Consider the following 24,058-nt stretch of genomic DNA (forward strand, 5'->3'; position numbering starts at 1 on the left):
TTTATCAGCATACAATGAAGATAGCTATAAATGGGTTTGGCCGCATTGGCCGCATATTTTTAAGAAATATTTTATTGCACCCCGAAATACAGGTGGTTGCTATAAATGACCTTACCGACACGCAAACCCTCGCGCATTTATTTAAGTATGATTCTGTTCACCGGGGTTTTAAGGGTACGGTGAGTTTTGATGATAACAGTCTTGTTATTAACGGTAACCACATACAGGTATTTGCCGGGCGCGACCCTCTTAAACTGCCCTGGAAAGCACTGGATATTGATATCGTAATAGAATCTACAGGTAAATTCACTTCCAGGGGGAGTGCTGAGGCTCATTTAACCGCCGGAGCACGGCAGGTTATCATATCTGCACCATCAACCGATAAAAATGTACCAACTGTAGTGCTTGGCGTAAACGACGGGGAGATTGACCTGCAATCCCCTGTGCTGTCAAACGCATCATGTACAACTAATAATGTTGCCGCAATGGTAAAAATATTAGATGAAAACTGGGGTATCATTGATGGTTACATTACTACCGTTCACTCCATGACCGGGGATCAAAGTCTGCATGACGCACCTCATAAAGATCTTAGACGGGCAAGGGCCGCATCGGCTTCTATTATACCCACCACTACGGGTGCTGCTAAAGCAATAACAGCTATATTCCCCCATTTGGACGGCCGTTTGGGCGGAGCAGGAATTCGTGTACCGGTACTTAACGGCTCATTAACTGATTTTACCTGCAGCCTCAAAAAGCAGCCAACCATAGCTCAAATTAATAAAGCATTTAAACAAGCTGCAAACGGGCCAATGATAAATGTATTGGAATATACGGAAGATCCTATTGTATCAACCGACATATTGGATAACTCCCACAGCTGTATTTTTGACGCCCAACTAACGTCAATAGTGGGCGGCCTTGTAAAAGTTGTTGGCTGGTATGATAATGAAATGGGATACAGCAGCCGGCTGGCCGATTTGGTGGTACAAATAGCCGAAATTAAAAAACAGCCTGCCTAAACAATAGCATAAGTTATTTTCTGTATAATTTGAGTGGCTCCCAGGATACCCGAAATAGCTCGTTGCCACTGTAATTTTAGTGGAATTAAAATTTTCGGTCCTATGAATTTTTCCAATTTTGCAGCATGATCAGGTTTATAAAAGTAGATGAGCTGCTGCATGTACGTAACGAGGTACTGCGCGAAGGAAGGCTCACCCTTGATGAATGCCGTTTCCCGTCAGATAATAATGACGGTAATTTCCACCTTGGTTATTTTGTTGATGATGAATTGGCTTGTATCGCTTCATTTCACCCGCAAAGTTATCGGGAATTTAAGGGTACCGGGTACCAGCTCCGGGGCATGGCCACCATCGAAAAATATAGAGGGCAGGGCTTCGGCAATCAGTTGGTTAACTTTGCTTTGGTATACCTGCGAAGGCAAAAGGCGGATTATCTGTGGTGCAATGCCCGTAAAAAAGCAGTTCGCTTTTACAGTAGTCTCGGTTTCGAGATCGTTTCGCCCGAATTTGAGGTGCCGGGCATTGGTCCTCATCATGTAATGTATGTTAAAATAAGATGAAATTTTGGCCGATTAAAACAGCTTTTTTCGTTTTTCGTTAAGTATTTTGAATTAAAATGCTCAATTTGCGCCGTTCATTACAAATGACCCTTTAATAGATATGAAAACAGTAGATCAAATTAGTTTTGCAGGTAAAAAAGCCCTCATCAGGGTTGATTTTAACGTGCCTCTTGACGAGAATTACAATATTACCGACGATAACCGTATGACGGCAGCTTTGCCAACCATAAAAAAAATATTGAAAGATGGCGGCAAAGTTATCCTGATGTCGCACCTTGGCAGACCGAAAGATGGTCCTACAGAAAAATATTCATTAAAACATATCGTATCTCATTTGTCTGATCTGTTGGGTCAGCAAGTTCAGTTTGCTGATGATTGCATTGGTGAGCAAGCTGTTGAAAAAGCAAAAGCGCTTGGTAACGGCGAGGTTTTATTATTAGAGAACCTGCGTTTTTATAAAGAAGAAGAAAAAGGTGATGTTGCCTTTGCAGAAAAGCTTTCGAAATTAGGTGATGTTTATGTGAACGATGCTTTTGGTACCGCTCACCGCGCACACGCTTCAACCGCTATCATTGCCCAGTTTTTCCCTGAAGCTAAATTTTTTGGTTACCTGATGGCAGCCGAATTGAATAATGCTGAAAAGATCCTGAACAACGCTCCTAAGCCTTTTACTGCTATCATGGGCGGTTCAAAGGTTTCTGATAAAATTGAGCTTATCGAAAAATTACTTGAAAAAGTTGATAACCTGATCATCGGCGGCGGTATGGCTTATACCTTTGCTAAAGCAGATGGTGGTAACATTGGTACCTCACTGGTTGAGATGGATAAACTTGATCTGGCAATCAGCCTAAGGCAAAAAGCAAAAGACAAAGGCGTAAACCTGTTATTGCCTTTAGATAATATCATTGCCGATGCATTTTCAAATGATGCTAACACGGATATTGCTAAAACAGGCGAAATAAAAGACAACTGGATGGGCCTTGATATTGGCCCTGAAACTGTTGCTTTATTCAACAAGGTAGTTGAAGAATCAAAAACCATTTTATGGAACGGCCCCATGGGTGTATTTGAAATGGAGAAATTTTTAGGCGGTACTAAAGCAATTGCCGAAGCTGTAGCTAAAGCAACAGAAAACGGTGCCTTCTCGCTGATTGGTGGTGGTGACTCTGCTGCTGCTGTAGCCAAATTCGGCATGACTGATGAGGTAAGCTACGTGTCAACCGGTGGTGGTGCATTGCTTGAATACATGGAAGGTAAAGAATTGCCAGGCGTAAAAGCAATCAACGACTAATAAGAACTAAAACAAACAAAAAAAGGCTCCGGTGACGGAGCTTTTTTTGTTTAAAGCCGTTGCCGATCAATTTATCCCTGATAATTATCTTAACTTCAAATTGAGTTTTGCATTGTTGTTTAAGCCAATTATGAAATATGATCAACATTAATTCGGGAGGAGAGGCTCAACACACGTTTGACGCCATAGTGATTGGATCGGGTATTAGCGGCGGATGGGCTGCCAAAGAACTATGCGAAAAAGGACTGAAAACATTGGTGCTGGAACGTGGCCGGAATGTTACTCATTTAAAAGATTATCCAACCGCTACTAAAAATCCCTGGGATTTCCCCCATCGGGGGCACTTACCCAATACCATAAAAAGCGAAAATCCGATAGCCGAAAAGTGTTACGCTTTTAGCGAGGCTACGACTCATTTTTTTGTTAAAGATAAAGAGCATCCATATGTTCAGGAAAAACCATTCGACTGGATTCGTGGGTACCAGGTGGGCGGTAAATCATTGCTATGGGCCAGGCAAACCCAGCGCTGGAGCAGGTTTGATTTTGAGGGCCCGGCAAGAGATGGCTTTGCTACAGCATGGCCTATAAGTTACAACGATATTGCACCATGGTATAGTCATGTAGAGTTATTTGCCGGCATTGCCGGTAACAAGGATGGATTGGAAACGCTGCCGGATGGCGAGTTTTTACCGCCATGGGAAATGAATGTGGTTGAAAAGCAGATTCAAAAAAGAATCATGGATGCATACAAAGACAGGCATGTTGTTATTGGCAGGTGCGCACATTTAACTAAACCGCAACCAATTCATTTACAACAGGGCCGGGGGCAATGCCAGGCCAGGAGTTTATGTGAGCGCGGTTGCCCGTTTGGTGGTTATTTTAGCTCTAATTCTTCAACCTTGCCATGGGCTGCTAAAACGGGGAATCTTACCCTCCGGCCCGATGCCGTAGTACATTCAATTATTTACGATGAAAAAAAGAGAAAGGCGACAGGTGTCAGGGTAATAGATACACATACCAAATCAGTCACAGAATATTATGCCCGCATCATTTTTGTAAATGCTGCTACGTTAAACTCTAACCTTATTTTACTCAATTCAAAATCAGGCAGGTTTCCAAACGGTTTAGGGAACGATAACGATTTGCTTGGCAGGTATATCGCATTTCATAATTACCGCGGATCGTTAACGGCAACCATTGATGGTTACCTGGATACCTATTACTATGGCCGGAGGCCGGCTGCGGTTATGATGCCAAATTTTAGAAACGTTTATAAACAGGAAACCGACTTTTTAAGAGGGTATATGACGTTTTATAGCGCTACAAGGAGCAGTTGGGGGCATGCTGTTGACGGCGATCAGATTGGGGCCAACTATAAAGACAATATCTCCGAGCCAGGCAACTGGAATGTATACATGATGATGCAGGGTGAAACCATTCCCAAGGCTAAAAATAGGGTGAACCTGAGTAAAGACCAAACAGATGAATGGGGTATACCATTACTATCCGTTTCGGTAGACTATGATGATAACGATGTGAAATCAATGAACGATTTTTTGCAGCAGGGTGCCGAGATGCTTGATAAGGCCGGCTGCAAAAATATAGCCCCTAACGATAGCAAGCAGGCGCCTGGTTTAGATATCCACGAGGTGGGAGGAGTAAGGATAGGAACCGATCCTAAAAACTCATTGTTAAATAAATGGAACCAATTGCATGCATGCCCCAATGTATTTGTAACCGATGGGGCTTGTATGACATCAACCGGTACTCAAAACCCGTCGCTAACTTTTATGGCCCTAACTGCGAGGGCTGCAAACTATGCGGCAGATGAATTGCGGAAAAACAACATATGATTTTTGTCTTCGATTGGTTTCGAAAAAGATAATTTAAAGGAAAAACTTATGGGTGGATTAAGTTTGCTTGACCTTCAAAAAGGTTGGATGATTAATAAATAATACTTTCGCAGATATTGAAATTAGTTAATTTACATATCCGGAGTTTTGAAGAGGGGGATCGCGAAAAACTCCGGGAGCTTTATTTGCTATGCCGGATCCAGACTTTTTACTGGATGGATAGCTCCTTGTTTACATTGAGTGATTTTGATGCTCACACACGTGATGAAGATATATGGGTAGCCGAATGTGATGATCAGATAGCAGGATTTATGGCTGTTTGGCCTCCCGATGCTTTTATTCATCATTTATATATTGATACGGTATATAGAGGAAAAGGTATCGGTAAAGCGCTGCTTGCTTTGGCACTTCAAACTTACCCAGCTCCACTTAGTTTAAAATGTCTTGTTAAAAATGAGGCAGCAGTTCAATTTTATCGTGCCTTAAATTGGGAAGTGAGAGACAATGGTGCTGATAGCCTTGGGGATTATTTTTTAATGCAGCGAAACATATAAAAAAAACGAGGCTGTATCACATAATCGTGATACAGCCTCGTTTTTTTAACTTATTCGAATACTTAAACAATATATAGTCTGAGGTTGACTCTATTGACAAAAAGGGGGTTAACAGGGTTAACACAATTTAGGGTTAATATTTATTTATGTAGTTCATTATCAAATAATTGTGTGCTTTTTATGCAAAAATATGTTAACCCCCTTTTTGTATAAATATTATCGGCTAAATTTCAATTCATAGGTAACACAACACCAACACCAAGGATGGTCAATTTGATTTATAACACAGTTCCGTTTATTTTATTGAATCTTAACCGAAGTTACCACGTCATTGGCATTAGGTGATAATGTAGTAAAATTAGCTGTGTTCGATGTCCGTATCCAGGATGTGCCTGTAGAGTTATTGTTTGCGTACATGGTGACTGTCCAACCCGTTGGGATTTTTACCGATGAAGCCCAGTTATCCACGAAGCCGTAGGCCTGCAATTGGGCAAGGGTATAGGTGCCTTTAGGGATGGCGCTGGTAACTGTGCCCCCGTAATTGATATCCTGGTAAAAAGTTACCCCTGTAGCACTTGTACCCGTATAAACTGTAGGCTTACCGTATAGTGCGTTGGATACGCTCGAAAGATAGGTGTGCACATCTGTATTCGGTAAGTTATAGGACAGGTAGATGCCGTAATTGTTATTTACTGTTTGAGTAGCCAGCGACGCCGCGGTTGATGAACTGGTGCTTTGAATATCAATAGCGGCCGGGCCAAGGTTGGCGGCGGTGAGTCCCGGAACGTTCGGCACAGAATAAGTGCCATAAATAGCGTTCCAGCTATAGTTAACTTTTGAGCCTACCGTTACTCCATTATAGCTCAGCCGTGATGCTGCCGGGCCATAAAAGTAAAACGAAATTATTTTGCCTGGCATCAGGTTACGCAGGGCAGTAACGAGGTAAACAAATGAACTGTCATTTGGCTGGCCGGTACCATTGGTACCATAATCAGCATATTCATCATCAAAATCGATCCCGTCCAGCCCATAGGTAGTAACCGCGTTGCTCAGCAACTGGGCAAAATCGTTGGCTGCGGCCTGGCTTGGGAAATTGCTGATGCCGGCGCCCTGGTGATTGCCTAAAATTGATAGCAGTACTTTAATGCCTTTAGCCTGTAAGCTTTGGATATAGGTAGCTTTATTATTGAGCACATTGGTTACCTGCGGATTAAAATAGAGTTCGGCTTTTTGGGTTGTGGTGTTGTAGTTGATGTTTGCTGCAAATATGATACCGATATCAAAAAGCTGCTCGCCGGTTGAGAGCGTGTAATTACCCACATTGCGGATATCATTGCTGTTAACCTCTACATAGCAAACAGTCTTTGGTCCGGCTACACCAATGGCGTCGGTATGCAGTTTTGATGATGAAGCGCTTGGATCAGCAGGTGCCGGCGCGTGGTCTTTGTTACAGGCTGCGGTAATCAGTAAAGCACCCCCCAACAAGGTGGTAAGGGATTTGGTTAATAATTGATTAAAGTTTGTTCTCATAATTGGTGTGTTTGTTAAATTGTTTATAAAAGATAAATTGTTTTAGCATACGGTTGCGTAAAGCAGGCCCAGGTCATAGCCAGGGGATAATCACTATCTCTTAAAAAAACTGTTTAAATATTTTAGGTTTCCGGGCGCTTTAGGTCCTCGCTCCGATATTATTTTGGTTCAAGGTAATAGACCATTAAACGTGTATAATTGCCTACAGGTTTTAATTATTATTTTATAAAAATATTATTATGGTTAATAAAGGTATTTATTACACTTAATTTTAACTATAACAAAAACCCCTGTTCTGTAACAAAAACAATGCTTTGATTAAATCGCAGCATCGTTAGTTGCCCATTTTATTTTATTGGTTACATTTGATTGACTGACAAAAATTTTATGAAGAAAAATTTACTTTTCGTTCTCTGCCTTTTGCTTTCGGCATCAGGCCTTTATGCGCAACCCAAAGCGCCCGATGCTGATTACATTAAAGCCAATTACCAGAAATATGAATACCAGATCCCGATGAGGGATGGTAAAAAGCTGTTTACCTCGGTATATGTACCTAAGGACCAGTCAAAAAAATATCCTTTCATGATGGACAGGACCCCATATAGCGTGGCGCCCTATGGTACGGAACTGTATAAAGGCAGCCTTGGGCCATCATCATTATTCGCTCACGACGGTTACATCTTTGTTTACCAGGATGTACGTGGCCGTTGGATGAGTGAAGGTATTTATGAAGAAATGACCCCCGAAAAGGAAGATCATAAAACCAATAAAGATGTTGATGAGGGTACCGATACCTATGATACAATTGATTGGCTGCTGAAAAATATCCCCAATAACAATGGCAAGGTTGGGGTATGGGGTATTTCGTATCCGGGCTTTTATACTACTACAGCTTTGTTAAGCCGTCACCCGGCATTGGTAGCTGCATCGCCGCAGGCGCCAATTGCCGACTTGTATCGCGATGACGCATTTCATAACGGTGCCTTTATGCTGGTAGCAAACTTTGGTTTTTATCCGGGCTTTACCAACAGGCAGGATGATAAACCAACTCAGCGCCGCGGCGGAAGGTTTGATGCAGGTACGGAGGATGGGTATGACTTTTTCCTGAAAATGGGCTCAGTTAAAAATTCAAACACTAAATATTATAAAGATACTATCCGCTTGTGGAACGAAATGCTTGATCACCCTAACTATGATCAGCATTGGAAAGATCGTAATGTACTTTATCATCTTCATGATATAAAAACAGCGGTACTGGTAACCGGAGGCTGGTATGACGCCGAAGATCTGTATGGCGCTATCAATACCTATAAAACGCTGGTAAAAGAAAACCCTAAAACCCCGATTTATTTTACCATGGGGCCGTGGGTACATGGCGGCTGGGCGCGCGGTGATGGCGATCACCTGGGTGATGTTGGTTTCGGTGGCCCTACCGGCCCGTTCTATCGTGAAAAAATTGAGTTCGCTTTCTTTAGTCACTATTTAAAAGGTACTGCTGATTTCGACCTGAAGCCGGTATCTACCTTCGAAACCGGTGTTAACGAGTGGAAAACTTATAACACATGGCCGCCAAAAGAATCGGCAGAAAAAAATCTGTACCTGCTGCCGGGCGGTAAATTGTCATTTACTGCTCCAACAGGCGTAGCCGATAGCCATGACGAATTTATATCCGACCCTAACAAACCGGTGCCTTTCATTAATAGCATTGATATGGATATGAAGCGCGAGTACATGACCGCTGATCAGCGTTTTGCATCGCAGCGCCCGGATGTGCTTACTTATGAAACTGATATTTTAGATAAAGATGTAACTATTGCCGGTAATATCTGGGCCAATCTTAAAGTATCAACCACAGGTACCGATGCCGACTGGGTGGTTAAGGTAATAGATGTCTATCCTGACTCTACCAAAAACACCAAATGGGCGGGTAAAGACGTATACCTGAGCGGTTATCAGCAAATGGTACGCAGCGAGGCTATGCGAGGTAAATTTCGTAATGGTTTTGATAAGCCAGAACCTTTTGTGCCTGGTAAAGTAACCCCTGTTAATTTTGAACTGCAGGATGTGCTGCACACCTTCAAAAAAGGGCACCGCATGATGGTGCAGGTTCAAAGCACCTGGTTCCCGCTTATCGACAGGAACACCCAGCAGTTCCAGGATATTATGAAGGCTAAGGATACAGACTTTAAAAAAGCAACTCATAAAGTTTATACCTCAAAAGCTAACCCAAGTTATTTGAAAGTTAGGGTTATTGAATAACGTATTTTATTGTAAACGTAACAGCATCAAGTGATTAAAGTAGGCTGTTACGTTTTATAGAGGATTAACGTACTGGTTATTAATTAACCCCCATAGCCATGCGCAAATGCGTTTTTCTTTTCCTGTTAGCTGTAACTTTTTTGGGTTGTAAAAAACATAACCAGCAAAAGGGATGTTTGGCCCAGGCCTGCACTCTTGAGTTTGCTTCAATAACTGTGCGCTTTGTTACCACGGAAGGGCTGCCTACGCCAGGGAAAAATGTAACTGTCATCAATTTACGAACTCATCAGGCTATAATTGCCAAAGGTAATGGCGCAGTTGTGCCATCTGCCGGGCCTAATTTATTTACTATTGCTACAGATAATAATAAAAGTGAGTTTTCAACTGAGGGCGACGATGTAGAACTTACTGCAACTGATGTTATTACCAATATTACCAAAACCACCACGTTTAAAATTTCAGGTGGGTGTAATTGCCACATCGCCAAAATATCCGGCCCGGATAAAATAACATTTAATTAATAAAATTTTTTTTGAACAGAGGACTGCACAATAATAAAGGTGCGGTCTTTTTGTATTTGATGTTATTTAAACTAATTATAAATAAAACTTGCAAAAAGAAAGTCTTTTTATACTTTTGCGCTTAATTAGACTTAATCTAAATAGAATGGCAAGCAACCTTTACTCTTCTCTGCGTACAATCACTTTTTTAATTTTATTCTTGTTTTCAAATACCCTGATACTGAAAGCTGATGACGAAGGCAATAACGGCAAAATTACCGGTGTTGTTAAAACCAGCGATGATCAACCGGCCGTTTTTGTTAACGTGGCCATTAAAGGCTTAAACAAAAGCACTGTCACAACCGATAACGGATCATTCACTTTTAATAATATTAAGCCCGGTACTTACACCCTGATTGCTAAGTACATTGGTACAAAGACAGAAGAGCAAACTGTAAATGTGTTTGCAAATAAAACAACTACAGTATCTTTTAAACTTTATGAAAGCTCGGCCGAGTTAAATGAAGTTGTGGTTTCTTCTACAAAAACAATTAACCGTAAAAAATTAAATATTGGCAAAATGAACATATCGCCAATAGACCTGCCACAAAGCGTTACCGTAATAGGCCGGGATGTGCTTGATCAGCAACAATCATTGCGTTTAAGTGATGTCATCAAAAATGTGAACGGTGTTTACCTTTATAGCGGTCGCGGCAATACCCAGGAAACGTTTGGTGCCCGCGGTTATAATTTTGGAAGCAACAATATTTTTAAAAATGGTTTCCGGGTTAACTCGGGCGTTGTGCCGGAGATTAGTTCACTGGAACGTGTTGAGGTATTAAAAGGTAGCGCCGCTTTGTTATACGGAAACGTGGCACCCGGCGGCATCCTGAATATGGTAACCAAAAAACCTTTATTTGTACAGGGCGGCAAAGTGTCAATGACTTATGGCAGCTATGATCTTTACCGTCCTTCGTTTGATGTTTACGGCCCTATATCTTCCAAATTAGCTTACCGCGTAAATGGTACCTATGAAAATGCCAAAAGCTTCCGCGATAATGTAAAATCAGAAAAAGAATACATCAACCCTTCATTCTTATACAAAATAAATGATAAAACAACTTTGATTGTGGAGGGCGATTATCTTAACTACGATTTTACCCCCGATTTCGGAACCGGGCAAATCAATAACGTTATCGCCAAAGTTCCGCGCAACAGGTATTTGGGCGCGTTATGGTCAACAGGTAATACCAAGCAAACTACTGCAACAGCAACCATTAACCACCAGCTCAATAGCCTCTGGCAGTTAAGCGGTGGCTTTTCATACCAACATTTTAACCGCCAGTATCAAACAACCGAGCGTGTATTACCTGATGCCAATGGCGATTGGGGCCGTACCCTAAACAGGGCCGAAACACTTGAAGATTATTATACAGGTCAGTTTAATATTACCGGTCAGTTTAACACAGGTTCTATAAAGCATAATATATTGGCCGGTGTTGATGCCGATTGGTACCGCAATAATGCTTACACCTATGTTGCTACGGTAAATAAGGTATCAAGCTATCTTGATCAAAATAATACCCCGCAAAATGCTGTTTATGATAAGATCAATATTTTTGACCTTGATAAATACACCCTCCGTACCGATAAGCCGCAGATGAACCCGTTTTATAGCATTTTAACACCTACTAACCGTTTTGGTGCCTATGCTAACGACCTTATTAGCTTATCCGAAAAAGTTAAGGTGCTTGCCGGCATCCGTTGGTCATATCAATATATATCACCAACATCAGTTAGCAACTATAATACACTTGCTACTGCTACCCCGGCAGCCGGTAAAGAAGATAAGGCATTTTCACCGCGTGTAGGCATCGTTTACAAGCCAATAGCTAATACAGCCCTGTTCGCAAGCTACTCCAATTCTTTTGTAACAAATACAGGTACCGACATTAATAACAATCCGCTTGATCCCTCAATGATTGATCAATACGAAGTTGGTGTTAAAAATGATTTCCTGAACGGCAACCTGTCTGTAAATGTAACAGCATACCGCATTAAAAATAATAACCTGGCCCAAACTGCACCATTCCAGGCTGATGGTGCTACGCCAAATATCAACACCAACATCAAAGTACTGAGCGGTGAAACAAAGAGCGATGGCTTGGAGGTTGATATTGCCGGCCACCCGGTAAAAGGCCTGGATGTATTGGCAGGCTACAGCTACACCAATGCCAAATACACCAAAACAGGAACTGCAGTTGGCAGCAATATAGCCGGGCAGCCATTATTGAACACACCAAAGCATACAGCTAACACCAGCGTGTTTTATACGTTTTACAATGGCGATTTGAAAGGGTTTAAAGTAGGCGCATCTGTTTACTACCTGGGCAACCGCGTTGCTGGTAACGCTAATACAGTAGGTCAAACCCAAACAATATCAAGGTTAGTTAATGTACCTGGCTTTACCACGGTTGATGCTTCGGTAGGTTATACTTATAAAAAGATCTCTATTATTGGTAAGATCTCTAATATTGGCAACGTGCTTAATTATAATGTGCACGAAAATTATAGCATTAACCCTATACCGCCAAGGCAGTTCTTAACCTCATTGAGTTATAAATTTTAATAACAAAACTAACCGGGCATGGCAACATGCCCGGTTTTTATGCTTATAGCAATCGATGAAAGCATTTTTCCGCACCATACACCTTTATTTAAGCCTTGCGGCCGGGGTGGTTATTTTCTGTTCATGTTTAACAGGTACGATGCTGGTTTTTGAAAAAGAAATTCAGCAGGCACTTCATCCGCAGCGGTATTTTATAAAAGCGCAGGATAAAAGGTTGCCGCTGGCTGTTTTAACGGAAGGTGTGTTAAAACAGGTGCCTAAATCAAAACTGGCGACAGTTATGGTTTATGATGATCCGGAACGTTCGGTTGAAGTGGGACTTATAGTGCCCGAAAAAAAAGGTAAGAAACCAGCGGATGCGCCTAAAACAGAAAAGCATGCCGGAGTTCATGGAAAAAAAGATGCGAAGCCAAAAGATGTCGAGCGATCAAACCTTACTGCTTTTGTAAATCCCTATACCGGGCAAATAGTTGATCAGTTTAACCGCAGGCAAACGTTCCTGTATTCGGTAGAAATGTTTCACCGCTATTTGTTAGGCGGAAAGAATAGTGTAGGCGATTGGGTGATCAGTATTTCGACTTTGTTTTTCCTGGGGATACTGATTACAGGTGTAATACTTTGGTGGCCTAAAACCAAGGCCATTATGAAGCAGCGACTTAAGATAAAATGGGACGGCAGCGGCAAGCGCCTCACACATGATCTGCATATTGTCACCGGTTTTTATACCTCTATATTTTTGATCATTATTTGTGCTTCGGGCCTGGTAATGACTTTTAAGTGGGCAAATAATACCTTGTTTTTTCTTACCAACTCAAAGGTGGTTGCCAAAGAAGATATCAAAGCCCCGCTTTCGGTTTACCAGCCGGGCGTTGCCGCCATCTCGCCGGATGCGGCTGTTAGTGCCTTAGGCAACAAAATAACCGGTGCCGAAAATTACACTATCCGTTACCCGCGCGATACGGCAGCTGTGTATACTTTTAATGTGCTCAAAAAAGGTTCTGTTGAACTGGCTACCGATACTTATTATATAGATCAGTACACTGGCAAACTTGCCGGATCGGCTTTATATGCTGATAAAAGCCTTGGTCAGCGTATCAGAGGGGTAATTAAACCCATTCATACAGGTTCCATTTATGGCTGGCCTACCCAGGTTTTGGCTTTTTTGATTACGTTGGTGTCGCTTATTTTTCCGGTAACTGGTGTAATGATGTGGCTTAACCGTACTGGTAAAAAGAAGGATAAAGCCGTGCGCAGCAGAGGGAAAGCGGTTGTTCCGGCAGAAGCTGTCTAAAATGAAAAAGATTATCTTTTCTCATCAGGGCCTCTCGTAAAGAACCCCTGATGAGACTTTTAAAGGTTCCCTGATCATAATCCAGTAAGGGCAGCCTGTAACCGGTTCGCTTACTTCCTTTGCTATTTTATACCCCATTCGTTCATAAAACCTGATGTTTCGCGGGGTGAACGTTTCAAGATAGGTTGATATCCCGTTTTTATCTGTTTCGTTAAGTATTTCCATCAACAGATTAGCCCCCAATCCCTGTCCCTGGCTACTTGGTTTGATCCCGGCTATCGACAAATACCAGGCATCGTGCAGTATCGGGTCAAGTTGTTCGGTCATGAAAGAAAGTATGGTTGAATAAGCTTTTAATGCCGGTTCGCCCATATGTGTTTTTATAAAATCTTTCTTTAACAGGCTCTTTTCATTATCTGTAGCCGGGTTTAAGGGCTGGCTCCATATGGTGGCACCGTAAGCAGGATCACCGGCAATAGTTAACCGGCCGTACTTTTCTCCTTCTTTCATCGAGTAATCCATATACTTCATCAGTATTTCCCGTTTTTCGGGCTCGCCACCGAGGATCTCCCGTAACAATTCTATGTAAAAAGGGTCAGGGATGAGAGCTTCATATAACGCAAAAGCCAGGTCTTTATATTTATAGGTGTACATGTTTTTGTTAAGTTCAAAGGCTTAATATACAAAATATTAGTCCCCTGCTATTAGTTAAGCAATTGTAGTTTATCAAAGCGATGATTCGGTAATAAATGGTTTTTTCTCCCACTTTTTCATGATTCAAAATTTATAGCTATGAGTCGGTTCAAACAAATTGTGAATTTCTAAAATTTTCCTTTTACGCTGAAATCAGCGTTTATATACGCTGTAGTCAATTTTTTGACCGTTTATGTGGTTCAAACAAATTGTGAATTTTTACCATTTGAGAAATGTTAACAAAATAAATTGCGGTTTTTTGTTTGTAATTAACTGGTTATTAAGTTTTTGTCTTGTTTTATTGTGGGGTGCTATTTTATAAATTACTTATTAGTTTTCTATGTTAACCTTTAAATTTAATCGCTAATTGCTTTTTGTCATTTGTAAAAGGCCACCAGTAACGTTGGTGGCCTTGGCTTTGCTTTTACTGAATGAACACGTAGAACATCGCTGTAACCGTTGCACTATTAGGCCTAATGATTTTACATTTGATATAATGATGACCCAAGTAGGCAGCATTCAATTCGCAGGTCGTGCTATTTTTGAAGTTACTTCCATAATCAGGTTCCAAGTTGTTCACGGCTTTGGCTTCAGCGCCTTGATTGATGACCTTCCACTCGATGGTTTCGTAATCTCGCCTGCAATAGGTTGAATTCCTAAATCTCAAGATGAATCGGATTTGTTTCCCCTTGTCGATAGAACGAGAATTCTGGTAATAGGTTTCCGGCCCCTGTGTGCTATCAAAGACTTCGCAGTATAGTCGGTAATCTGGCTCAATAATTTCCAGGCTACCATCCCCAGCACGGTTCACAAAATCATAGGTAGGCAGGTATTTTCGCCATAAGAATTCATATTGCGGATAAGAAATATCGCGGATAATATAACGATCAATCTCTTTTTGTCCGTCGCTTGTCTTATAAACGTAATCGTAATAAGTATTTGGTATGTCCAGTTCTTTAACCACATTTCCACCAATAACAATGGCGTTGGATGAAGCTTTTTGCTGAAGCTTAGCCGCCAGGTCAGTATGAAGACTGGTGGTGGTCAGTTCCGCGCAACCAGGTACACCGTAGTGTGACCATAATACTTCCTGATCAGGGCCATAATCTATTCCAATCCGGATCTTGATCGGCTCAAGTCCATGCTTCCTGAAGATCGCGCTCAGATTTTTTTCAACGAACTGGCAAAGTACAGCAGCGGCGTTTAAGGCATTGATTACTGAGTCGTTTTTGTAGTGTCCACGGCGGGCGAACTGTACAAAAACGGCATCACCTTGTAGTCTATGGATATGCCCGCCAAAAAAATTAGCGACATGTATACATAGTGTGAGTAGAGAATCTTTGATGAGCCGTACGCGCTCCAGCGGGTATTTCAGCCTTAACCTGGATGAGCCCTTGATATCAACGAACATAGATGTACAATGGTGGTACTCCATTTCATTGTGACCAATATGGGCGAAATCAGGGTGGCTGCCAATGACGATCTGCTCGAAGGAACTCCTGTTAGTGCCAAATAATTTCTGTAACCCATTACGGTCAAAATTCAGCAAGGCTTTATCTCCGTTAAGTTGCAGGCTTTCATTCTGCTCGGCAAAGAGTTTGACCGACGCATTACCTTTTAATATATCGTTCCTGACAGACCTAATATTATCGGCACCATTAAAATGGTTATACGTATCTCCGGTTAGCAATTTGTCGATATCCTGGGTGTAATTTTCAAATAATCTCATTTGCTGAAAAGTATTAAGGCCAAAATACCAAGTACCAAAGTCAGTTGAATAAATATGAGCACTGTTGCCCAAGACAGATAATTATATTTTTTGCGCAGGCCCTTAGCCAGTTGAAAAGCTTGCTTTGAGACATCATCATTAAAGGCTTGCTCATCTACAGCATTAAGTGCCTCCTGGTATTTAGTGACATTATCAAACATGCTTACAGAACCAAAATAGATCAGCGAATGGTAACGATCGATTGAGGAGTTTCCGGATTTGAGGAACGGAAAGATCGCGAACAATACAATGACCAGGCTGCCTACACCTAAAATAAAAACGCACAGTACCGCCAATTTATAAGCGGTTAACCAGTCTGTTTCTACGAAAGTGATCAGCGTTTTATAATTCGATAAAAGTCCACCGCAGAGGAAACTGTTAAAGGCGAGAAGGAAGGCGCCTTTGGTATTGGCGCCTCCTATATACGTATCGTACCGTTGTACAATAAATTTGATTTGATCTATTGTTGCTCCCATTGTTATTTTTTACTTAAAATAATATCCGAAATGATATACCGTAATTTATCTTTCAGGTCGTAATCGATTTCCAGTTGCTCGGCCTTATCACACATGGCAAGTAGTTTTGCGAAAGCCGAAATCTCGTTGTCAATTTTTGTCTTGAAGATATCCCGCAGTGCCATAATATCCCGGAAAGCACTCCGGCGATTAGTTAGCTTATATTCAATGCGTGCCCTCAATTCATCCGGGGTCTTGATGGCCTTAACGGCCAAAAGGTCCTTAATAAAGTCTTCGGTGTCATTAAGGATCGTATCCAATTCAGTCAGGTTTTCCAGTGTTTTTTTAGGGCTGGTGCGATGCGAAATAATCAGTTTGCTATTGTTCGCTTCTTCATTACTGTTGAACAAGTAAACGCCGCCGTGTAATCTACCTCCAACACGGATGATTTTACTGTAGTTTAGTGACCCTTGCCCTAAATCGTTTGTGGTGACGATAATTGCAGAGGAGGCCTTACCGAATGCTCCTGCATCTTTCAGGCGCTTATCGGTAATGATCAGCTCCAATTTAGATTCAGAGCTTGCCGCGCTGCTGATGGCATATTGATTCCCCTCATTTCTTTTCATGTCGCGATGCAAAGCGAGCATGGTTACCACGAAAGTAAAATCAACCCCATATTCATAATAACGATCAACCGAAGTGATGCCGCGTAAGAACAACTGATCGCTGTTGGCCACCAGCCGGTAACTACGATAACGGTTATAGCGTTTATCTGCTTCGGCCAGTTCTTTAAAATAGTCCAGATTGTATTGCGCCAACTCACTCAAGCCTGTTTTGAAAAGACGGTTCGCATATTTGGCCATATCATAGGTGTCGAAGTAGGTATTTTTCGCATCATAAATGGCATAGCAGTTCAGGTCGCTCTTGATCTCATCAATTTCGGCATATTCCTCAAAATTGAAAATGAGCGGAAGCGGATTGGCCAGTTCTTCCACCGGATCTTTACTTTGCCGAATATTGATATGTTTACTTTGGGCACTAACGGAAAATCGCTGAAAATGTTGGTTAATATATTGAATACGCTTAAATATTGTATCGATATGGTCAACCTGAATATATTCACCTGCGATTTCATCTGTTTTGAATGTTGCTGCTACCTCTGCTTGGTAGGGGTGCTCACGCAACAAACTCATCAGCAGGCTCACCTTAAGCCTGCCGCTACTGTGGTCATCATTTAGGATGACTGGTTTTTGTATAAAACGATCTGTCATTGTCTTTATTCCTTTAATGTTTCTATTGATGTGGACTATCCTGTGATAGCTGTACAGGGCAGGCGAAGGACAATGACAGGTAACGTCGTTTTTATTTGCTTAAAAGGTAATATTTTATACCTTTGAGCGTTCAAAAAACAAGAGGGCGTGAAAAACCTCGTTCGTTCGCTGTGATTTACCTTGCGCGTATGGACTATAACTTAAAGCTCAGGAGGCTGAATTCCTGGGCTTTTTTTGTAGCGCATACCTTTATTTCTGTTTGGTATCCTTATTTGCTACGTCATATGCTTTCCTCCTTCAATCTTTCAAAAAAATTAACTAATCTTTGTATGGTAAAGTAAGGGTTTCGTATGTGAATAGGTGTTTCCTCGTCTTGTCGATGATTAACGAGTTCCGCACGCTCCATAGCCAATGCCAGCTGTTCTCTCAAGTGCTTGTAATGATTTAGCCTGGTCTTGTGGTACTCAGGCCATAATTTGGTCAGATGTTTTAGTGCTTCTTCACCTGTTTGAAATGACCTGCCACAATGTTCAAAATGTAAAATGAACCAGTGCTCAATAGCTATAGCGGAATAGGCGAATTCAAACCGGTCGCGCGTAATCTGCCTGAACGTCCCTTCCAAATCCTGACATTGGGCCTTATCAAAAAAGAGCCAGACCATATCATAAGGGTTTCTTTCCTTTATTGCAGCTTTCAGCTGTCGGTGTGCTTCTGCAACCAACTGTTTCAGGTCATTTTTGGTCGAATAAAAGACTTCCACGGAAATAGACTGCTGCAAAGAACGCGGCAGCTCCGATCGGAGAGTTTTGGCGTAAAGGTATTCGGTTACTCCTTCGCACAAAATCAATATTCTTTTATTAACCTTCCACTTCATCCGATTGCATTTCAATTAAAAAATCCGCATCATTAATGATTGGCGTAGCTCCAAACCTGCCTGAAGCGTACCATTTATCTAAAGGGGTACCCAAACGTACACCGTCTATATCGGAGCACCGATACAACGAGGTGGCTCCATATTCATTCTTCTGGGTGAACCATACCTGGTCTCTTCTAAACCGGTCGTTTGAAAGCTGCGTGATATCATGAGTTGCAAATATCAGCTGAGCATTATTCTTATTAATAACAGGATTATGAAAAAGCTGGATCAAAAAGCCCGTGATGTTGGGGTGGAGATTTTTTTCAAACTCATCAATAATCAATACACGACCATTCGTTAAAGCATCTAATATAATACCGCCTATAGCAAACAGACTTTGCGTTCCCGCCGATTCTTGTCTAATATCGAATGAAGCAAAACCAGCCTTTTCTGTCTTGTCAAAGACAAGATGCTGTGTTTTGATATCATATTTATAATCTTCTTGAAACTGTTTTTTGACTTCATCCGGCATGTGTCCCGGAAACTTGTAATTGTTCCAGTCCACTTCTTCCACCGACACTGAACTAATGCCGGTATCAAGCGCACAAATCATTGCATTAAAGCGGTTCGTGAAAGCTTTTTCTTTATCCTCAGCCAGGCGTTTGGCGTAAAGCACCGTAAGATTATGTTCGTGATATGATTCCATTATAGGATATACCCTGAGTTTGGCGGTAAAGAACCGAATAGCCATCAAAAGCACTTCATCGGCATTGTTTTCAGCAGCCTTTGATAATAATAATTGATTGGAAGACAAAAGCTTCTCCAGGGTCTTTTTAGGTCCTTTAAAGTAGTCCCCAAATTTGATTTCTTTTTTCGTACCGCGAGAATATAGCAAGCTTTTTGAACTGCCTGGATAATAATATAGTTCTTCCTGAACTATTTGGTTTTCATCGATCACAACCATGTAATCATACTGCCACTTATTAATGAAACTAATTTCAAAAGTAGTCGGCATTTCAGCATAATTCTTTTCCAAGCGATGCGGCTCATACGGAGCAATGTCTTCATCAGCCTTAAAACTGGCCGATTCTTTTACAAGATATTTTAATGCATTAAATGCGGTCAGAAAACCCGATTTGCCAGATGCATTAGGCCCGTAAATTACAGCAGACCTTAAAAGTTGTTTTTTTCCGGTGCTTTTGAAATAATTCGACACCAAACCTTTTGCCGCTGTTTTAAGCGTATTGATTTCTATCCGCTCACGGATAGATCTAAAATTGGTTACTGCGAATGATAATAACATAGAAACATTTTTCTTCAAATCTAAGCATTGAAATTGAATAATTTAACGATAACTTGATAAAAAATGATTATTTAATGCAGATTAACTTGTTTTATCGGATAGAATATCAAATGGTATGTATTTTCAGCAAATCAGCTATAAATTGATTTGTAATAAATCACATCAATGACCAATCGCCTTTCTATGAAAGACTTTGATCCGAATGCTATTTATATTTTTGAGGGATTGCTACTTTTGAGAGTATTATATTCTGACAACTCAATGTCTATCATTTGTCTTAGTTCAATAGCATAAATATCTACTGCTTTCCTTTTTGATTCCCAATCATTATATCGATAAGATCTTTTTAGTCTTCCTATTTCTCTAAATCGTTTGAAAAATTGTTTTTCCTTCTCGATATTGTGTTTAGCTTCCGGCCGCTTTGATTCTTTATAATAAAGTCTAAAATAAACACCTGATAAACCATTGAAAACACTCTCGAAGGTTTCGTCAATAGCAAATATTTCTATTCCCAGCGGGTCATATATCGGGTTGTCTTTTTTTATTCCTTCCATAAAACCTATTTGTTAATTAACTGAGGAGTATTGGTGACTTGTTTTAGATATCTATAAAAGGTAGCCCGGCCAATATTCAACTCGGTCAAAATTTCATCAACTGTTTTTTCTCCAGAATTATATAAGAGGGTTGCTGTCTTAGCTTTTGCTAACTTCTCTTTGGACAAGCCTTTGGGCCTACCGCCAATTTTCCCTCTTGCCCTGGCAGCTGCCAAGCCGGCCTTTGTTCTTTGCCTAATAATATCTCTTTCAAATTCTGCGATAGATGCAAATAAGTTAAAAGTAAAACGTCCGGTAGGGGTACTGGTGTCGATGCTGTCATTTAAACTTATGAAGTTCACATCCAGTTTTTGAAACTCACCTACTAAATCAATTAGATCACGAAGCGATCTTCCTAAGCGGTCAAGCTTCCAAACCATTACTTTATCACCAGGGCGTAGTATACTGATCATTTTCTGTAGCTCAGGCCTCTGGATATTTTTACCAGAAATGTGTTCTTTGAAAATTTTATTACAACCTGCTTTCAAAAGATCGTCAATTTGTAAATCCAAATTTTGTTCTTGGGTGCTTACCCTGGCGTATCCGATGATCATAATTACTAATAAAGTATCATTAACTCAATCAAATATAAATAAAATGAGATTTATTTATGGTACGTTTTTTTGAGAATATGTCGCCTCGGGTTTTATATATGATAAAACTGAAAATTTAAAAGAAGAAATTTTTGAATAAGTGTCGCGTAAAAACGGACGTATTATGATACATAGAAAATTAACTAATTGATACCTTTTGTAACTAATATTCTTATTGTCCGTTTATATTTCCAGTTTACATACCGAAACATTACTTTTATCGCCAACCTGATTCTTATTAATGAACCAAAACCCTGAACAAATAGCCCGTGATAACATAGACAAGCAATTACTGCTTTGCGGTTGGGTGGTACAGGGTAAAAAGCAAATTAATTTAAGTGCAGGTAATGGTGTTGCTATAAGGGAGTATCAAACTGAAACCGGCCCTGCTGATTACATATTATTTGTTGATAAAAAACCTGTTGGTGTAATTGAAGCAAAACGGGAGGATGAAGGATTGAAGCTTACCGTAGTAGAAGAGCAATCAGCTGAATATGCTACCTCGAAGCTAAAGTATCTTAATAATGATTCCTTGCCATTTGTTTACGAAAGTACCGGTGAGTTAACACGTTTTACAGACTATCGCGATCCCAAACCTCGTTCCAGGCCATTATTTACTTTTCATAGGCCAGAAACTTTCCAACAATGGTTAAAGGAAGAAAAAACGCTTCGAGCCAGGTTGCATGATACTCCTGTATTAGAAACTGATGGTTTACGTGATTGCCAGATCACGGCAATTACCAACATTGAAAAATCTTTTCGCGATAACCGACCAAAAGCATTGATACAGATGGCTACAGGATCGGGTAAGACATTTACTGCCATTTCATTTATTTATAGACTGTTAACGTTTGCAAAAGCCAAACGCATCTTGTTTTTAGTTGATACGAAGAATTTAGGTGAACAGGCCGAACAAGAATTTAAACGTTATCAACCACAGGATGATAATCGTTTGTTTCCAGAGTTATATGCCGTAACCCGTTTGAACAGTTCCTTTATTCCAGGCGATAGTCAGGTATATATTAGCACCATACAGCGATTGTATTCTATTTTAAAAGGGACTGAATTAGATGAACGGGAGGAAGAAGAAAATCCAAACGAGAAAAAATCAATAGTTAAGGAACCATTACCAGTTATATACAATCAGAGAACCCCAATGGAGTTTTTTGACTTTATTGTAATTGACGAATGCCATCGCAGTATATATAATCTTTGGAAACAAGTGTTAGATTATTTCGATGCGTTTCAAGTCGGGTTAACCGCTACACCTGATAACCGCACCTTTGGATACTTTAACCAAAATTTAGTGTGTGATTATGGCTATCAAAAAGCGGTAGAAGATGGTGTGCTCGTTCCTTACAATGTTTTTGAGGTTGTTACAAAGATAACGCAGCAAGGCTCAAAGATTGAATTGGGCGAATATATCGGTAGACGTGAAAAACTCACTCGCAAGCAATTTTGGAACACATTAGACGAAGAAGTAGAATACAACGGCAGGCAGTTAGATGATAAAGTGGTTAACCCTAACCAACTGCGCATGATTATTAAAGCAGTTAAAGATCAATTACCTGTCATGTTTCCTGATCGTCTCATTCCGGCCACTGAATCTTCATCCGAAAGCTTTGAAGTACCTAAGATGCTAATATTTGCCAAAAGCGATAGCCACGCAGATGATATAATAAATATAGTACGTGAGGAGTTTGCCGAAGAGAACAAGTTTTGCAAAAAGATCACCTACCGTAGTGAAGAAGACCCCAAAAGTATATTACAACAGTTCCGCAATAGCTACTACCCGCGTGTAGCCGTTACCGTTGATATGATTGCAACTGGGACCGATATACGTCCGCTTGAAGTTTTATTGTTTATGCGGGATGTAAAGAGCAGGAGCTACTATGAGCAAATGAAAGGCCGGGGCACCCGCACTTGCAGCCTTGAGGAATTAAAAGCCACAGGTACGCCTGGCGCAAAATTCACGAAGGATCATTTTGTTATTATAGATGCTATTGGTGTAGAAAAGAGCCAGAAGACAGATAGCCGCCCGTTGGAGAAAAAACCGGGACTATCTTTAAAGGAAGTGATTGAAAGCGTACACATGGGTAATACCGATGAAGATATGCTCACAACTCTCGCTAATAGATTGATCCGTTTGGATAAGTTGATTAACGAAAAAGAGAAAATGACCTTTGCCGAAAAAGCACAGGGCCAAACCATTAATCATGTAGTTAAGCAGCTATTAAATGCGTATGATCCTGATACATTGGAAGGTATTCGAATAAATATTAACCAGAGGATGCCTGGAGCTGCCCCAATTGAAAAGGAAGCGGTATTTAAAGAACGGCACGAAAAACTAATTGAACGGGCTACCCAGGTATTTAACAGTTTTGAATTACGTAATTATGTGGTTGATATACGTAAGCAGTATGACCAGGTAATAGACCATGTTAATTCTGACGAATTGTTAAACATAGGCTGGGTTAAAGACAATGTTGTGATAGCCGAAGGGTTGGTGCAAGACTTTAGAACATGGATTGAAGATAATAAATCAGAAATAACCGCACTACAATTATTTTATGGACAACCATACCAAAGGCGTGAGTTAACTTATAAGATGATTAAAGACCTGGTTGAAACCATCAAGATAAGTAAACCACTATTGGCACCGTTAAATATCTGGCGTGCGTATGCCCAGTTAGAAAAGGTAAACGACCAGCCCAAAAACGAATTAATAGCCTTAGTTTCGCTGATCCGCAAAATTAGCGGGGTTGATGAGAGTTTAACCGCGTATGACAAAACGGTCGATTTAAACTTTCAGCAATGGGTATTTACCAAACAGGCTGGTACATTGAAGTTTAACGAAGAACAAATGAAGTGGTTGCGTATGATTAAAGATTATATTGCCTCAAGCTTCCATGTGGAGCAGGATGATTTTGAACTTGATCCATTTAATAAACAAGGTGGGTTAGGTAAAATGTGGCAGTTGTTTGGTGATAGCACCGGCGATATTATAAATGAATTGAACGAAGTTTTGGCGGCTTAA

19 protein-coding genes are annotated in these 24,058 nt (G+C 40.7%); 10 read left to right on the forward strand and 9 right to left on the reverse strand.

Annotated elements, in window-relative coordinates; all coding sequences use genetic code 11:
- The first annotated feature begins 14 nt into the window (after positions 1 to 14).
- The 5 genes from gap to MusilaSJ_RS19205 all read left to right on the forward strand — a co-directional run bounded on the left by gap (position 15) and on the right by MusilaSJ_RS19205 (position 5,280).
- Positions 15 to 1,022, forward strand: coding sequence for a type I glyceraldehyde-3-phosphate dehydrogenase (gene gap / locus MusilaSJ_RS19185; protein ID WP_274986468.1), 1,008 nt, complete (start codon positions 15 to 17; stop codon positions 1,020 to 1,022).
- A 125-nt stretch (positions 1,023 to 1,147) separates the two neighbouring features.
- Positions 1,148 to 1,582: a GNAT family N-acetyltransferase gene (locus MusilaSJ_RS19190; RefSeq protein WP_274986469.1), complete on the forward strand. Its 435-nt coding sequence runs from the start codon at positions 1,148 to 1,150 to the stop codon at positions 1,580 to 1,582.
- A 100-nt stretch (positions 1,583 to 1,682) separates the two neighbouring features.
- Positions 1,683 to 2,873: a phosphoglycerate kinase gene (locus MusilaSJ_RS19195; protein ID WP_274986470.1), complete on the forward strand. Its 1,191-nt coding sequence runs from the start codon at positions 1,683 to 1,685 to the stop codon at positions 2,871 to 2,873.
- Between the two features lie 137 nt (positions 2,874 to 3,010).
- On the forward strand, positions 3,011 to 4,726 hold the full coding sequence (locus MusilaSJ_RS19200; protein ID WP_274986471.1) for a GMC oxidoreductase: 1,716 nt from the start codon (positions 3,011 to 3,013) through the stop codon (positions 4,724 to 4,726).
- 116 nt (positions 4,727 to 4,842) lie between these two features.
- The gene (locus MusilaSJ_RS19205; RefSeq protein WP_274986472.1) at positions 4,843 to 5,280 is read left to right on the forward strand and encodes a GNAT family N-acetyltransferase; all 438 of its coding nucleotides are present in this window, start codon (positions 4,843 to 4,845) and stop codon (positions 5,278 to 5,280) included.
- A gap of 300 nt (positions 5,281 to 5,580) precedes the next feature.
- On the opposite strand, the gene MusilaSJ_RS19210 is transcribed toward MusilaSJ_RS19205, so the two are convergent.
- Entirely contained in the window at positions 5,581 to 6,810 is a 1,230-nt protein-coding gene (locus tag MusilaSJ_RS19210; RefSeq protein WP_274986473.1) for an endo-beta-N-acetylglucosaminidase H, read from the reverse strand.
- Between the two features lie 387 nt (positions 6,811 to 7,197).
- On the opposite strand from MusilaSJ_RS19210, the gene MusilaSJ_RS19215 reads away from it, so the two are divergent.
- The 4 genes from MusilaSJ_RS19215 to MusilaSJ_RS19230 all read left to right on the forward strand — a co-directional run bounded on the left by MusilaSJ_RS19215 (position 7,198) and on the right by MusilaSJ_RS19230 (position 13,489).
- Entirely contained in the window at positions 7,198 to 9,069 is a 1,872-nt protein-coding gene (locus tag MusilaSJ_RS19215; protein WP_274986474.1) for a CocE/NonD family hydrolase, read from the forward strand.
- A 98-nt stretch (positions 9,070 to 9,167) separates the two neighbouring features.
- Complete coding sequence (locus MusilaSJ_RS19220; RefSeq protein ID WP_274986475.1) at positions 9,168 to 9,590, forward strand: hypothetical protein; 423 nt, start codon at positions 9,168 to 9,170, stop codon at positions 9,588 to 9,590.
- Between the two features lie 145 nt (positions 9,591 to 9,735).
- Complete coding sequence (locus MusilaSJ_RS19225) at positions 9,736 to 12,198, forward strand: TonB-dependent receptor (RefSeq protein ID WP_274986476.1); 2,463 nt, start codon at positions 9,736 to 9,738, stop codon at positions 12,196 to 12,198.
- A 55-nt stretch (positions 12,199 to 12,253) separates the two neighbouring features.
- Positions 12,254 to 13,489 (forward strand): PepSY-associated TM helix domain-containing protein, encoded by a 1,236-nt coding sequence (locus MusilaSJ_RS19230; RefSeq protein ID WP_274986477.1) that lies wholly within the window; start codon positions 12,254 to 12,256, stop codon positions 13,487 to 13,489.
- Between the two features lie 24 nt (positions 13,490 to 13,513).
- On the opposite strand, the gene MusilaSJ_RS19235 is transcribed toward MusilaSJ_RS19230, so the two are convergent.
- The 8 genes from MusilaSJ_RS19235 to MusilaSJ_RS19270 all read right to left on the reverse strand — a co-directional run bounded on the left by MusilaSJ_RS19235 (position 13,514) and on the right by MusilaSJ_RS19270 (position 20,982).
- Positions 13,514 to 14,143 (reverse strand): GNAT family N-acetyltransferase, encoded by a 630-nt coding sequence (locus MusilaSJ_RS19235; protein WP_274986478.1) that lies wholly within the window; start codon positions 14,141 to 14,143, stop codon positions 13,514 to 13,516.
- A gap of 463 nt (positions 14,144 to 14,606) precedes the next feature.
- Complete coding sequence (locus MusilaSJ_RS19240; protein ID WP_274986479.1) at positions 14,607 to 15,911, reverse strand: nucleotide-binding domain-containing protein; 1,305 nt, start codon at positions 15,909 to 15,911, stop codon at positions 14,607 to 14,609.
- Positions 15,908 to 16,426, reverse strand: a complete 519-nt coding sequence (locus MusilaSJ_RS19245) for a Pycsar system effector family protein (RefSeq protein WP_274986480.1) — start codon at positions 16,424 to 16,426, stop codon at positions 15,908 to 15,910. The genes MusilaSJ_RS19240 and MusilaSJ_RS19245 overlap by 4 nt, the downstream gene beginning before the upstream one ends.
- A gap of 2 nt (positions 16,427 to 16,428) precedes the next feature.
- Positions 16,429 to 17,676 (reverse strand): hypothetical protein, encoded by a 1,248-nt coding sequence (locus tag MusilaSJ_RS19250; RefSeq protein WP_274986481.1) that lies wholly within the window; start codon positions 17,674 to 17,676, stop codon positions 16,429 to 16,431.
- A gap of 280 nt (positions 17,677 to 17,956) precedes the next feature.
- On the reverse strand, positions 17,957 to 18,550 hold the full coding sequence (locus MusilaSJ_RS19255) for an RloB family protein (RefSeq protein WP_274986482.1): 594 nt from the start codon (positions 18,548 to 18,550) through the stop codon (positions 17,957 to 17,959).
- On the reverse strand, positions 18,534 to 19,853 hold the full coding sequence (locus MusilaSJ_RS19260) for an AAA family ATPase (protein ID WP_274986483.1): 1,320 nt from the start codon (positions 19,851 to 19,853) through the stop codon (positions 18,534 to 18,536). The genes MusilaSJ_RS19255 and MusilaSJ_RS19260 overlap by 17 nt, the downstream gene beginning before the upstream one ends.
- Before the next feature lie 191 nt (positions 19,854 to 20,044).
- Complete coding sequence (locus MusilaSJ_RS19265; RefSeq protein WP_274986484.1) at positions 20,045 to 20,389, reverse strand: hypothetical protein; 345 nt, start codon at positions 20,387 to 20,389, stop codon at positions 20,045 to 20,047.
- Between the two features lie 5 nt (positions 20,390 to 20,394).
- Entirely contained in the window at positions 20,395 to 20,982 is a 588-nt protein-coding gene (locus tag MusilaSJ_RS19270) for a recombinase family protein (protein WP_274986485.1), read from the reverse strand.
- 280 nt (positions 20,983 to 21,262) lie between these two features.
- Between MusilaSJ_RS19270 and MusilaSJ_RS19275 the strand changes: the two genes are divergently transcribed.
- The gene (locus tag MusilaSJ_RS19275; protein WP_274986486.1) at positions 21,263 to 24,058 is read left to right on the forward strand and encodes a type I restriction endonuclease subunit R; all 2,796 of its coding nucleotides are present in this window, start codon (positions 21,263 to 21,265) and stop codon (positions 24,056 to 24,058) included.

The sequence above is a fragment of the Mucilaginibacter sp. SJ genome, assembly GCF_028993635.1.
In the GTDB taxonomy this organism is placed as follows: domain Bacteria; phylum Bacteroidota; class Bacteroidia; order Sphingobacteriales; family Sphingobacteriaceae; genus Mucilaginibacter.